This window comes from Loktanella sp. Alg231-35 (assembly GCF_900143545.1).
GTDB lineage: Bacteria > Pseudomonadota > Alphaproteobacteria > Rhodobacterales > Rhodobacteraceae > Yoonia.
Map to the genome: position 1 here is coordinate 181,429 of NZ_FREV01000002.1, position 13,466 is coordinate 194,894.

The 13,466-nt window shown below is 57.8% G+C and carries 10 protein-coding genes; 6 read left to right on the plus strand and 4 right to left on the minus strand.

Annotated elements, in window-relative coordinates; translation table 11 throughout:
* The 5 genes from glgC (at position 1) to DHN10_RS04535 (ending at position 8,894) form a co-directional block, all read left to right on the plus strand.
* Positions 1–1,257, plus strand: a complete 1,257-nt coding sequence (gene glgC, locus DHN10_RS04515; RefSeq protein WP_108814061.1) for a glucose-1-phosphate adenylyltransferase — start codon at positions 1–3, stop codon at positions 1,255–1,257.
* A complete protein-coding gene (glgA, locus tag DHN10_RS04520; protein ID WP_108814062.1) occupies positions 1,254–2,687 on the plus strand; it encodes a glycogen synthase GlgA in 1,434 nt (477 codons plus the stop codon). The genes glgC and glgA overlap by 4 nt, the downstream gene beginning before the upstream one ends.
* Positions 2,688–2,689: 2 nt before the next feature.
* Positions 2,690–4,780, plus strand: coding sequence for a glycogen debranching protein GlgX (gene glgX / locus DHN10_RS04525; RefSeq protein ID WP_108814063.1), 2,091 nt, complete (start codon positions 2,690–2,692; stop codon positions 4,778–4,780).
* A gap of 13 nt (positions 4,781–4,793) precedes the next feature.
* Positions 4,794–6,422 (plus strand): alpha-D-glucose phosphate-specific phosphoglucomutase, encoded by a 1,629-nt coding sequence (locus tag DHN10_RS04530; protein WP_108814064.1) that lies wholly within the window; start codon positions 4,794–4,796, stop codon positions 6,420–6,422.
* A gap of 78 nt (positions 6,423–6,500) precedes the next feature.
* The gene (locus DHN10_RS04535; RefSeq protein ID WP_108814065.1) at positions 6,501–8,894 is read left to right on the plus strand and encodes a glycogen/starch/alpha-glucan phosphorylase; all 2,394 of its coding nucleotides are present in this window, start codon (positions 6,501–6,503) and stop codon (positions 8,892–8,894) included.
* Here the strand turns inward: DHN10_RS04535 and DHN10_RS04540 are convergent.
* Entirely contained in the window at positions 8,891–9,757 is an 867-nt protein-coding gene (locus tag DHN10_RS04540; RefSeq protein ID WP_234417009.1) for a LysR family transcriptional regulator, read from the minus strand. The genes DHN10_RS04535 and DHN10_RS04540 overlap by 4 nt on opposite strands.
* Positions 9,758–9,852: 95 nt before the next feature.
* Between DHN10_RS04540 and DHN10_RS04545 the strand changes: the two genes are divergently transcribed.
* Positions 9,853–11,409 carry a trimethylamine methyltransferase family protein gene (locus DHN10_RS04545; protein WP_234417011.1) on the plus strand — a complete coding sequence of 519 codons (1,557 nt, stop codon included), beginning with the start codon at positions 9,853–9,855 and terminating at the stop codon, positions 11,407–11,409.
* Positions 11,410–11,428: 19 nt separating this feature from the next.
* Here DHN10_RS04545 and DHN10_RS04550 read toward each other — a convergent pair whose 3' ends face one another.
* Genes DHN10_RS04550 through DHN10_RS04560 form a run of 3 tightly spaced genes read right to left on the minus strand, consistent with a single transcriptional unit; the run spans position 11,429 to position 13,439 of the window.
* On the minus strand, positions 11,429–12,313 hold the full coding sequence (locus tag DHN10_RS04550; RefSeq protein ID WP_234417013.1) for an alpha/beta fold hydrolase: 885 nt from the start codon (positions 12,311–12,313) through the stop codon (positions 11,429–11,431).
* Between the two features lie 26 nt (positions 12,314–12,339).
* On the minus strand, positions 12,340–13,098 hold the full coding sequence (locus DHN10_RS04555) for a hypothetical protein (RefSeq protein ID WP_108814068.1): 759 nt from the start codon (positions 13,096–13,098) through the stop codon (positions 12,340–12,342).
* 29 nt (positions 13,099–13,127) lie between these two features.
* The gene (locus tag DHN10_RS04560) at positions 13,128–13,439 is read right to left on the minus strand and encodes a hypothetical protein (protein WP_234417015.1); all 312 of its coding nucleotides are present in this window, start codon (positions 13,437–13,439) and stop codon (positions 13,128–13,130) included.
* Between the last annotated feature and the right edge of the window lie 27 nt (positions 13,440–13,466).

Genomic DNA, 13,466 nt, shown 5'->3' on the forward strand with positions numbered 1-13,466 from the left:
ATGGAAACCAAACGGCTTTCACAACGCGCAATGGTGTTCGTGCTGGCAGGTGGACGCGGCAGCCGCCTGAAAGAACTGACGGACAGACGGGTGAAACCGGCGGTCTATTTTGGAGGCAAGGCGCGGATCATCGACTTTGCTCTGTCTAACGCACTCAATTCTGGTATTCGCCGTATGGCGATTGCCACGCAATACAAGGCGCACAGCCTGATCCGACACATGCAGCGCGGTTGGAGCTTTTTCCGGGCCGAACGCAACGAGTACCTTGATATCCTGCCCGCCTCGCAACGCACGGGCAATGAAAACTGGTATCTGGGCACGGCAGATGCAGTAACCCAGAACATTGATATCGTCGACAGTTACGGCATGGATTATGTGATCATCCTTGCGGGCGACCACATTTATAAAATGGACTATGAGATTATGCTGCGCCAGCATGTAGAAAGCGGCGCAGACGTGACCGTTGGCTGCTTGACAGTGCCCCGGATGGAGGCGACGGCCTTTGGTGTCATGGCCACTGACAAATCCGGGCAAATCACCTCGTTTCTGGAAAAGCCCGCCGATCCCCCCGCCACCCCAGAGGATCCCGATCAGGCGCTGGCCTCGATGGGGATCTACGTCTTTAAATGGTCGTTCCTGCGGGACCTTTTGTTGAAAGACGCCGAAGACCCCAATTCATCACACGATTTTGGCGGTGACCTGATCCCCGAGATTGTGAAGAACGGCAAAGCGGTAGCACATCGATTTACCGATAGCTGCGTGCGTGCCGAAGGTGCGCCAGCCTATTGGAAAGATGTGGGCACGGTTGATGCCTTCTGGGAAAGCAACATCGACCTGACAGACTTTACACCGGAGCTGGACCTCTGGGACAAGCAATGGCCGATCTGGACATACTCAGAAAGCGTGCCGCCGGCGAAGTTCATCCATGATGAACGCGACCGGCGCGGCATGGCGATTTCATCGATGGTGTCGGGTGGGTGCATCATTTCGGGGACGGAGGTACGCAATTCGGTGCTCTTTACCAATGTGCATACAAACTCTTACGCTGTCCTCGATCATGCTGTGGTCATGCCGAACGTCGTTGTGAACCGCTCCGCGCGCCTGCGGCAGGTTGTCATCGACAGTGGTGTGACGATCCCCGAGGGGCTGGTGGTTGGTGAGGATCCGGCAGAAGATAACAAGTGGTTCCGGGTGACCGAACGCGGTACGACACTGATTACGCAAGATATGCTGAACAAACGAGCTGCAGGAAAATGACACGTGTTCTGTCGGTTGCATCGGAATGTGTGCCACTGGTGAAAACTGGTGGGCTGGCGGATGTCGTGGGGGCCTTGCCTGCGGCAATGGCGCAGTTGGGTTACGAGATGCGCGCGCTCATTCCGGGCTACCGATCGGTGATGAAGCAGGTCAAAACATCCAAAGCGGTTGTCGCCTTTGATGATCTTTTTGGTGGTCCGGCGCGTGTGGTTGCCGCCAAAGTGGCTGGATTGAATTTGCTGGTGCTGGATGCACCACATCTATTCGACCGTGCCGGATCGCCGTACTTGGATGATAGCGGCGCAGATTGGGAAGACAATGCAGAACGCTTTGCAGCGCTCAGCTATGCGGCCGCGCATATCGCCCAGAACGGTGCCGATGGCTGGCAGCCTGACATTGTGCATGGCCATGATTGGCAGGCCGGATTTGTGCCCGAATTCATGCACCGATTGGCCGACGGGCAACCGACGGCACCTTTTGTCTTTACCGTCCACAACATCGCGTTTCATGGCAATTGCGCGGCGGACCGGCGCGCGGCGCTTTTACTGGATGAAGGGCGTTTCAACGCGGATCATTTCGAGTTCTGGGGGCAAATCTCTGCGCTCAAGGCTGGATTGACCGGGGCGCAGCGGATCACAACCGTGTCGCAGACCTATGCGGAAGAATTGATGACGCCCGAGTTCGGCATGGGGATGGATGGGGTCTTGCGGGCAAGGCGCGGTGATCTGTCAGGGATCGTCAACGGTATTGATCTGGATGTCTGGAACTCAGAAACGGACGCGGAGATCACCCCCTACAAAACCCCTCGTGGCAAGGCCGCCAACAAAGCGGCATTGCAGGCAGAGTTCGGATTGGGGCAGTCAGATGGCCCACTGTGCGTTCTGGTGTCACGACTGACCGAGCAGAAGGGCATCGACCTTTTGATTAAGGCCGTGCCGACGCTGCTGGGCCGGGGTGGGCAGCTGGCGCTGCTTGGTTCGGGTGCAGCGCAATTAGAAGTGGCCTTACACGCGTTGGCGGCACAGAATGAAAACGTCGCGGTCAAAATCGGCTATGACGAGGCTTTGGCCCACCGCATGATCGCGGGTGGTGATGCCATTCTTGTGCCATCGCGGTTTGAACCTTGCGGGCTGACCCAGCTTTATGGGCTGCGCTATGGGACCGTCCCTTTGGTGGCGCTGACGGGTGGTTTGGCGGATACGGTGATCAACGCTAGCCCGGCGGCATTGGCCAAGAACGCCGCCACTGGCGTGCAGTTCTTCCCGATCACGGCAGAGGCGCTATCAAATGCGTTCACCCGGCTTTGCGACCTTTATCACGCGCCAAGAACCTGGGGCGTTCTGCAACGCAACGCCATGAAGCAACCCGTCGGATGGGAGACGTCGGCCAAGGCCTATGGCCAGCTTTACAGTGATCTGACACAAGGCTGACAATGGCAGGCAGTTTCCCCATCCGACCGGGCACATCGTCGCCTCTTGGTGCGACGTTTGATGGCGACGGCGTCAATTTCGCCGTCTACTCGCGCCATGCGACGCGGGTGTCGCTGTGTCTGTTTGACGACAATGGGATTGAGACGCAGATCGTCATTCTGCCTGAACGCGAAGGTCATGTCTGGCACGGCTATATTCCGGGGATGCATCCCGGCCAGCAATATGGGTTTCGGATGCATGGACCTTATGCGCCAGAAGAGGGGCACAGGTTCAACCACAATAAGCTGCTGATCGATCCATACGCCAAGAAGCTGACCGGCCATCCTGTCTGGCATGATGCGCTTTTTGGCTATGAGGCGGATCACAAGGACCGCGACCTCAGCTTTGACGCACGCGACAGCGCGCCGTATATGCCACGCTCTGTCGTCGTGGATCCCGCGTTTACGTGGGGTAGCAGCACCCCACCCAAGACCCCGCTGGATGACACGATTTTCTATGAAGGCCATGTCAAAGGCCTGACTGCCGGGCGGCGCGATGTGGAATTCCCCGGCACATACCGTGGTCTTGCGTCAGAGCCGATGCTGGATCACCTGACCGATCTTGGCGTTACCGCGATCGAGTTGCTACCGGTGCAGGCCTTTCTGAATGACCAGTTCCTTGTCCGAAAAGGGTTGAGCAACTATTGGGGCTATATGACCTACGGGTTTTTCGCGCCTGATCCGCGGTATATGCAAGGCAGCGAAATCACCGAATTTCAGCAGATGGTTGCCCGTTTTCACAGCGCCGGGATCGAAGTGATTTTGGACGTGGTCTATAACCATACCGCCGAAGGATCCGAGATGGGTCCCACATTGGCCTTCCGAGGTCTTGATAACGCGAGCTATTATCGGCTGGCTGACAACCCGCGCTTTTATCAAGACACGACGGGCTGTGGCAATGCGCTCGATTTCGACAATCCGTTTGTACTGCGTCTGGTGTTGGACTCACTGCGTTATTGGGTTGAGGTCATGGGGGTTGATGGATTCCGGTTCGATCTGTGTTCGACACTGGGGCGTACCGATGGCGTCTTTGACCGCACTGGCCCATTTTTCAGCGCGATCCGGCAGGACCCTGTGCTGAACCGGACCAAGCTGATTGCAGAGCCTTGGGACTTGGGGCCCGATGGTTATCAATTGGGTGCCTACCCTGCGCCATTCGCCGAATGGAACGACAAGTTTCGTGACGACACCCGCCAGTTCTGGCGCGGCGATAAGGGCATGGTGGCCGGGATCGCGGCGCGGTTGGCAGGGTCTGCGCAGTTCTTTGACCACGATGGGCGCGCACCCAATGCATCAGTGAATTTCCTGACAGCGCATGACGGTTTCACGATGACCGATACGGTCAGCTATGCCGAAAAGCACAATGAGGCGAATGGCGAAGGCAATCGCGATGGGCATTCCGAAAACCACGCGGATAACATGGGCGTTGAAGGGCCAACGGATGATCCCGACATCAACGCCGCCCGCGCGCGACGGCGGCGCAATTTGATGGCAACATTGCTGTTCTCGCAGGGCACACCGATGATCCTTGCGGGGGATGAGATCGGGAACTCGCAACAGGGTAACAACAACGCCTATTGTCAGGATAACGAGATTGGCTGGCTTGATTGGGCTAACAAGGACACGGATTTTCTGGCTTTCACCAAACAGGCCATCGCCTTTCGCAAGGCCCACCCGATCCTGCGCCAACGGCGGTTCTTGCACTCGCAGGCGCGGCTTGTCGATGGCGCGCCTGATTTGTTCTGGCGCCGCGCCGATGGGCAGGCCATGGCGCAAAAAGACTGGGACGACCCCGATCTGCGCACCATCGTGGCCGAGATGCGCATGGCCTCGGGCACACCGGAATATGTCGAACGCGAAGGCGCGCTGCTAATTGTGCTGAATGCCGGGCCAGAGGTGGATATCACCTTGAGCGCACCAACGCCGGGCAGTCACTGGTTACGTGCATTTGACACTGCGCAGCCTGATGCCTGGGGCCACCACGAGGGCGCCCAAATTGCGGCTACATCTGTTGTTGTCTTTGTTGAAAAGCGCGACAGCACACCATCACCATAGGGGGAGACGGACCATGTCTGAGACAGTCACCACACAACCGATCGAAGGGCAAAAACCCGGCACCAGCGGTTTGCGCAAGAAGACCAAGGTCTTCATGCAACCCCACTACCTTGAGAACTACGTGCAGGCGATCTTTGATGGCACCGGTGGTGTCATCGGCAAGACCCTGGTGGTTGGTGGCGACGGGCGCTATTTCAATGACCGCGCCATTCAGGTGATCCTGCGCATGGCTGCGGCAGGCGGTGCTATGCGCTGTATCTTGGGGCAGGGTGGTTTGCTGTCGACACCTGCGGCCTCTCATCTGATCCGCAAACGCAGTGCGGATGGCGGGCTGATCCTGTCGGCCAGCCATAATCCAGGTGGACCGGATGCCGATTTCGGATTGAAATACAACGGGCATAACGGAGGCCCGGCGAGCGAGGCAGTGACCGCCAGGATATTTGCCCGCACGCAGGATATTTCTGCATATCAGATCATGACCGCCGCAGACGCTGATCTTGGATCATTGGGCGAGACATCTCTGGGCGACATGGTGGTCGAGATTGTTGATCCGGTGACCGATTATGCGGCACTGATGGAAGAGTTGTTTGACTTTGACGCCATCGCTGGGCTGTTCCAATCGGGCTTTCGCATGCGTTTTGATGCGATGCATGCTGTGACCGGCCCTTATGCCACAGCGATCCTCGAAGAGCGATTGGGCGCATCCGCTGGAACCGTGATGAACGGCATCCCAAGTCCTGATTTTGGCAAGGGTCACCCTGATCCCAACCCGATCTGGGCCAAGGACCTGATGGACACCATGTATGCCGAGGATGCCCCGGACTTTGGCGCAGCCTCTGACGGGGACGGGGACCGCAATATGATCGTAGGCAAGGGGGCGTATGTCACGCCCTCTGACAGTCTGGCGCTGCTGGCGGCCAAGGCGCATCTCGCGCCGGGATACCGTAATGGGCTTGCCGGTGTCGCACGTTCCATGCCGACCTCGGGTGCCGTGGACCGCGTGGCCAAAGGGCTGGGGATTGCGTGCTATGAAACCCCGACCGGGTGGAAATTCTTTGGCACACTATTGGACGCGGGCAAGGCCACGTTGTGTGGCGAAGAAAGTGCGGGCACCGGCAGCGACCATGTGCGCGAAAAGGATGGTCTTTGGGCGGTGCTCTTGTGGTTGAACATACTCGCGGCCTCTGGGAAATCAGTGCAGGAACTGATGACCGATCTTTGGTCAGAGTACGGGCGCTGCTATTATTCGCGCCACGATTACGAAGATGTAGATGCGGGTAAGGCCAATGCGATGATGGACGCCCTGCGCGCGCGGCTTGTTACGCTGCCGGGGCAGGTGTTCGCTTGGCAAACGGTGGCTTGGGCGGATGAGTTTGCCTATGACGATCCGGTAGACGGGAGCCATGCAGCTGCCCAAGGTCTGCGCATCGGATTTGAAGGCGGCGCGCGCGCCGTGTTCCGGCTTTCTGGCACAGGCACGGTTGGGGCAACGATCCGCCTGTACCTTGAAAACCCTGAAACGAACCCGGCGCGCTTTGCACTTTCGCCCGAGGATGTGCTAGCCCCGATCAATGCTGCAGCGCTGGCATTGTCGGATATTAAGGCCATGACGGGACGTGAAGCGCCGAATGTAATCACCTGACCACGTCTGAGGCTTTTCAAGTCCTCTCAGGAATGGCAACAGTTCAGGGCCAAACCCGCCCCGAGAAAGAAAAGCCATATGAACGCTGTCACACCAATTGCTGCAGATGCCCTGCGCGACCAAATCCAGCGGCATCTGACCTATACGATCGGCAAAGACAAAGGCCACGCCAGCCATTTTGATTGGCGTATGGCGGTCAGCTATGCCGTGCGCGATCTGATTGTGGACAGCTGGTTTGCAGCCACCCGTAAGACCTATGAGGCGAAGGGCAAGCGTGTCTACTACCTGTCGATGGAGTTTCTGATCGGCCGCATTCTGGATGATGCGGTTGTGAACCTTGGACTGCATGATCAGATTAAGGCGGTGCTTGCCGAGGATGGCATCGCCCTGGATGATGTGATCGCGGATGAACCTGACGCGGCGCTGGGCAACGGTGGATTGGGGCGGTTGGCGGCCTGTTTTCTGGAAAGCCTGTCCACCCTGGGCTGCCCCGCACATGGCTATGGCATCCGCTACGAACACGGGCTCTTCCGCCAGCGGTTTTCGGGCGGGCAACAGGTTGAATCTCCAGAAGATTGGCTGAACCAACCTCACCCGTGGGAATTCGAACGGCCAGAGGCCAGCTATACCATCCCTTTCAACGGCTATGTGACCGATGAAGATGGGCAGAGCGTCTGGCACCCGGCAGAAACGGTTCATGCCCGCGCCTATGACACCCCAGTTGTTGGTTGGCAGGGGCGGTGGTCCAATACCTTGCGCCTGTGGGGTGCGCATCCCACAGAATTGTTCGATCTGGAGCGTTTCAACTCGGGCGACCACACCGCCGCCGCCGCACCAGAGGCGCTCGCGCGGACGTTGTCGCGGGTGCTCTACCCAGAAGATACGACGGATAGCGGGAAGGAATTGCGTCTCAAACAGGAATTCTTTCTGACCTCTGCTGCTTTGCAGGATATCCTGCGTCGCTTCCTGTCGGAATATGATGACCTATCGTTGCTGCCTGAAAAGGTAGCGATCCAGATGAACGACACCCACCCAGCGCTGGCCGGGCCAGAGCTGATCCGGCTATTGGTCGATGTGCATGGGCTGGATTGGGCGCGCGCGCGCGACATTGCGGGGCGGACGCTGAACTACACCAACCACACGCTTTTGCCTGAAGCACTGGAACGGTGGTCGACTTGGCTGATGGGGCGGGTGCTGCCGCGCCATATGCAGATTATCGAACGGATTGATGCCGAACATGCGCAGGCGACTGGCTGTGCGCCACATCTACGGATCGTGTGGCAGGATCAGGTGCTGATGGGCACGCTGGCCTTTGTCATGGCGCAGCATGTGAACGGGGTCTCGGCGCTGCACACGGAATTGATGAAAGATACCGTTTTTGCCGATCTGCACATGCTTTATCCGGGGCGCATACTGAACCAAACCAACGGGGTTACGCCCCGCCGTTGGATGCGGCTGTCAAACCCTGCGTTGTCTCGCGTCATCACCGACCGGATTGGATCTGGCTGGGAAAGCGATTTGGGGCGGCTTAGCGCGTTGGTCGATCACGCCGAGGATGCAGGATTGCATGGCGATATCCGTGCCGCCAAGACAGCAAACAAACAGGCCTTTGCCACATGGTTACAAAACACGACCGGCCAGATCATCAATCCAGATGCGATGTTCGATGTGCAGGTCAAACGCATCCACGAATACAAACGTCAGTTGATGAATATCTTCGAGACGATTGCACGCTGGAGCGCCATCCGCAGCAACCCGGATGCAAACTGGACACCACGGGTTAAGATTTTTGGGGGCAAGGCCGCGCCGGGGTATTTCACGGCCAAGGATGTCATCAGACTGATCAATGATGTGGCGAACGTCGTGAACAACGATCCAGCGACGGCGCACCTGTTACAGATTGTCTATCCGGCCAACTATAACGTCTCCATGGCACAGCGGTTGATCCCGGCGGCTGATCTGTCTGAGCAGATATCGACCGCTGGTAAAGAGGCGTCGGGCACAGGGAATATGAAGCTGACCATGAATGGTGCGCTGACCATCGGCACGCTTGACGGGGCCAACGTGGAAATTCTTGAGCACGTCGGCGCAGAAAACTTCTTCCTATTTGGTATGACCGCGCAGCAAGCCGCCGCAAGAGGCGCAAACCCCGGCCACGCACGCAGCGCGATCCTGGCCAGCAAACCATTGCAGGATGTTTTGCAGATGATCGCAGAGGGACGATTCAGCCCCGAAGATCCATCGCGCTATCATGGTCTGGTTGACCATACCTGGAACCATGATCCGTTTCTGGTGACCTCTGATTTCGATGCCTATTTGCAATGCCAAAAACAGGTTGATGTCGCCTACCGCGATACCACCCGCTGGGATCAGATGGTGTTGCGCAACATCGCAGGGTCAGGGTTCTTTTCCTCTGATCGGACGATCAAGGGCTATATGAACGACATCTGGCATACGCAGAGTTTACTCTAACGGCCACGCCGGGGCCCGCTGCGGTTTCCGTAGTGGGCGCGCAGAATGCTGACCAGTTTGCGATAGGCCGCGCGGTGCCGGTTACGCAGGTTGAGCCCGACAAAGACCGGCTGTGCGATCACCGGGGCATCGGCGACATGCCTGCATGTACCAGCATCAACCAGCGTCTGTGCGGAATGTCGCAGCACATAGGCCGTGCCTGACAAAGACGTCAGCAAATCCACCATCGCCGCGTTCTGCCCGATGGAAAGCGAAACATTGGCAAGCTGTGGGAGTAACGCCGCGTGGTTCGCCGAAAAGGCAGGGGCATAATTTGCAAGGATATAGGTGTCTGGGTCGACGTCGCTTAGGCGGGTGCTGTTGGTCGACACCATGACATAGCTGACCTCACCCAGCGTTTCAAAATGAAGATCGGGTTGTGTTTTAGGGGTATACAATACAGCCACATCTTGCGCGCCAGACATCAAATCAACACACATTTGTTCGGAGTAATCCGCTTCGAACAGAAACGCTGTATCAGGCATGGCGCCACGAAACTGGCTAATCAACCTGTCGATTGCGAGGCTCACCAAATCATGCTGTAGGCCGACACGCATCGTCACACCGACAATCGCTGAATCGCGCGTGGCATTGAGTGCGGTCACCCAGTTGTGGCGTAGACTGCGGGCGTGCGGTTCAAACCGCAAACCTTCTGTCGTGAGTGCCGTGCCAGACCGTGAGCGTTGAAAAAGGCGTACGCCCATCGTTGTTTCCAACGATCGGATTCGGCCAGAAACCGTCGATTGTGTAACCTCCAGACGCTCTGCCGTCTGGTTAAAACTCCGTGTTTCGCACAGGTCGAGGAAAGTTTCGATCAATTCCATCTGCATCGCAATACTTTGCACTAATCGGAAATCGCGATCAATAATAAGCGGCCTGCCTGATTGAAGCGATGCCGACACGGATCAATACTGAGCATATGCAGGAGGGTTCAGCGATGATCGAGGAAAAGCCGAAACAACGACGCAGCGGTGGGCGCGCGGCAAGGGTTGCCTTGCGCAACGCACCTTTGGCCGAAGACCTGCGACCCATTCGGCCCGGCCTGCCCGGTGGGCAGTATAAACCCCTGTCCGATGCGGATGTGCTGCGCATTCACCACGCGGCCCTTGATGCGCTGGAACAAATCGGGCTGTCACAGGCCCCGCCATCGGGCATTGAGGCGATGACGAAAGCCGGGGCGATCCTTGGTGATGACGGGCGCCTGCGGTTCCCCCGCGCGCTGGTCGAAGACATGTTGGCCAAGGCGGCGCGTGACATTACGCTTTGCGGACGCGACGAAAAATATGACCTGCACCTTACCGGATCAAACGTGCATTTCGGCACGGCGGGCGCCGCTGTGCATGTGGTTGATCTGGAAACCAACATCTATCGCGACAGCACTGCGCAAGACCTGCACGATGCCGCACGGATCACACAGACGCTCGACAACATTCATTTTTTCCAACGCGCGATGGTCGCGCGCGATGTGGCCGATAGCCGCGAGCTGGACCTGAACACGATCTATGCCAGCTGTGCCGGCACAACCAAGCATATCGGCACGTCATTCAGTGAACCGGAAAACGTGCCGTCGGGGATCGATATGCTGCACCGCATCGCAGGCGGCGAAGAGGCGTGGCGCGCGCGCCCCTTCATGTCGAATTCGAACTGCTTTGTCGTTCCACCAATGAAATTCGCCGAAGAAAGTTGCCTTGTGATGGAGGCCTGCATTCGTGCGGGTATGCCAGTGCTGCTTTTGTCGGCCGGGCAGGCGGGTGCTACGGCACCTGCGCCTATCGCCCTGACCATCGTACAGGCGGTTGCAGAGTGCCTGGCCGGTGTCGTCTACGTTAACGCCATCGCGCCGGGGCACACGGCGGTCTTTGGCACATGGCCGTTTGTATCTGATCTGCGGACCGGAGCGATGTCAGGCGGGTCGGCAGAACAGGCGTTGCTTACTGCGGGATGCGCCCAGATGCACCGCTTCTACAATCTGCCGGGTGGCGCCGCTGGTGGGATTTCTGATTCCAAGCTGCCTGACATGCAGGCCGGATGGGAACAGGGCATCACCAATGTTCTGGCGGGATTGTCAGGGCTGAATATGGTCTACGAGGCCGCCGGGATGCACGCCTCACTGTTGGGCTTTTGCCTAGAGTCGCTTGTTTTGGGCGATGATATCATCGGGCAGGTGTTGCGCACCGTGCGCGGGATCGATGTGACCGAGGACAGCACATCAATTGAGGCGATGAAGGCCGTTTGCCTGGATGGACCCGGTCATTACTTAGGGTCGGATCAAACGCTCCAACTGATGCAAACCGAATATGTCTATCCAACACTTGGCAACCGGATGAGCCCCAAGGAATGGAACGAGGCGGACCGTCCGTTGCTGATCGACAAGGCGATTGAGCGCAAGAATGAGATTCTCAAGAATGCCAAGATCACCTTTGATCCGGGCTTTGATGCGGCGATCCGCGAGGATTACAAAATCTACTTCAAGTGACGGAGTAGTGCTGGCGACCCTAGTTTGCCGCAAAGAACGCAAGCCACGCCGCCAGCACTGCATCGGGGTTTTCTTCGGCCAGATAGTGCCCGCCTTGCAAGGCGCGACCTTCAACATGTGCAGCCCGTTCACGCCACAGTGCAAGGCAGTCGAAATGCGCGGCAATCACCCCATTCGAACCCCACAGCGCAAGCAAAGGCATCTGTAGTTTTGCCGTCTCAGCATGGTCATGGGCGATGTCGATTGTCGCGGCGGCACGGTAGTCTTCGCAGGCACCATGGATGGCGTCCGGCTTTGAAAAGGCGGTTAGGTATTCGTCGAGCGCCGGTTGGACAAAGGGCGACAGTCCCGCGCTGCCTGCCCCGCATTTGCTGAGCCAGAAAAACGCAGGATCCGCACCAATCATCGTTTCGGGGAATGGGTGCGGCAGCGTCAGCCAATACCAATGCCAATAGGCATGGGCAAAGTCGCTTTTCGCCTCGCGGTACATTTCGCGGGTGGGGGCGATATCCAGAACAGAAAGAGAGGTCACCCTCTCTGGATGATCAGCCGCCAAACGGTGTGCGACACGCCCGCCGCGATCATGCGCGCCGATCCTAAAGCGATCATGGCCCAGATGATCCATCAGCGCGATGATGTCACCCGCCATGGCACGTTTGGAATAGGGGGCATGTGCAGCATCAGTCTTTGGCTTGAGCGATCTGCCATAGCCGCGCAAATCGGGGCAGATCACTTGATAAGTCTTTGCCAGTTCTGGCGCAGTGGCATGCCACATAGCAGAGGTTTGCGGGTAGCCATGCAACAAGACTAGCGGTGGCCCATTGCCGCCGATGCGATAAAAGACCGGGCCGTTCGGCGTGTGAAAGACCCGCTCTTCAAACCCCGCAAAGAAGTGTGGCGCCATCGGAGCAGAGTGCGCCGCGGGATGCATCAGCCCAATATGGCGCGCCAGGACGCGTGCAATGCACCCAGGTGGTCGGGCTGATAGGCAATCAGGGCGACGTCGTCTTCGTGAATAGCCAAGGCAGCGGCCGAACCATCGGACAGTGCGCCTTCGAGGCAGATCAACTGCGCACCACCACCAAGAGTTTGCAAACCGCGGAAATCGGCCAACTGCGTGTCCAAAATGGATTGCAGGGCGGTTACATCGCCCGCGCTCGATTGCATCTCACCATCGGTCATATGGATCATGGCGATAGCGGCGCTGCGATTGGTGCTCAGGAACCGCTCCATCGGAGGTTTGGGGACCTCATCAAGATCAATCTTCCAAAGCGCGGCCAACCCTTTGGCAGAGATACCCCGTTCGCCGCCTTTGCCAAATGGTTGTGGCGCCAGATAGCGGACGGTCAACCGTTGGGCCCGACCGCACAACTCAGAAAGCAGCACGAATGCGGCGGCAACCATATCGGGTTCTTCGCGGGACAGGACATGCCCCACAACATCGTCCGCGCCCGATGATGCAGCCGCGATACCACGCAGACGCCGGCCCGAGACGATCAAATTGACGATTGCGCCATCAGCCTGGATTTCAAGATCACGTTCCAGAATGGTGTCATCGATTTCATTGAGGATCGCAACGATTGGGCTCGGCTCGCCGCCAGTTGAAATCACCCGCGCGCCGGTCTCAAAAACCGTGTCTTTTGCTGCAAGAGCCGAGATTTTTTGCGCCAGTTCGGCAAGGTCGCTCATTCAGTTTGTTCCAGCTTCGTCTTCGTCTTTTAGGCACCACTGCTGATGCGGTTCAATCTTTCCCGAGCGTCAGCGACAAATGCTTCCACGTCGAGTTCGGGTGCGCAAACACAGCAAAGAACGTCATTTGGTTCATCTGCTGCACGCAAGAACACGCGCACCCCTTTTGAATTGGCCACAAGAGCGGTTGTGCTGGGTTCTTCACCCAAAACCACTTTGCGACCAGCACCAAGCATCATCACCGCTTCATTGCACAACCGATCAAGCGTTTCGCGCGGGGCATTTGCAGCGGTATCAGTCACCAGAATCATCTGGGTCGACAAATCTGCAAAAGCCAGCATTTCACAGCCCTGATTAGCATCTCGCAA

Excerpts from the sequence above, each read along its gene's own strand:
- DHN10_RS04535 (WP_108814065.1), top strand. The coding sequence starts at position 6,501 with ATGAACGCTGTCACACCAATTGCTGCAGATGCCCTGCGCGACCAAATC.
- DHN10_RS04550 (WP_234417013.1), bottom strand. The coding sequence starts at position 12,313 with ATGGCGCCACACTTCTTTGCGGGGTTTGAAGAGCGGGTCTTTCACACG.
- DHN10_RS04540 (WP_234417009.1), bottom strand. The coding sequence starts at position 9,757 with ATGGAATTGATCGAAACTTTCCTCGACCTGTGCGAAACACGGAGTTTT.
- DHN10_RS04555 (WP_108814068.1), bottom strand. The coding sequence starts at position 13,098 with ATGAGCGACCTTGCCGAACTGGCGCAAAAAATCTCGGCTCTTGCAGCA.
- DHN10_RS04560 (WP_234417015.1), bottom strand. The coding sequence starts at position 13,439 with ATGCTGGCTTTTGCAGATTTGTCGACCCAGATGATTCTGGTGACTGAT.
- glgX (WP_108814063.1), top strand. The coding sequence starts at position 2,690 with ATGGCAGGCAGTTTCCCCATCCGACCGGGCACATCGTCGCCTCTTGGT.
- DHN10_RS04530 (WP_108814064.1), top strand. The coding sequence starts at position 4,794 with ATGTCTGAGACAGTCACCACACAACCGATCGAAGGGCAAAAACCCGGC.
- DHN10_RS04545 (WP_234417011.1), top strand. The coding sequence starts at position 9,853 with ATGCAGGAGGGTTCAGCGATGATCGAGGAAAAGCCGAAACAACGACGC.
- glgA (WP_108814062.1), top strand. The coding sequence starts at position 1,254 with ATGACACGTGTTCTGTCGGTTGCATCGGAATGTGTGCCACTGGTGAAA.
- glgC (WP_108814061.1), top strand. The coding sequence starts at position 1 with ATGGAAACCAAACGGCTTTCACAACGCGCAATGGTGTTCGTGCTGGCA.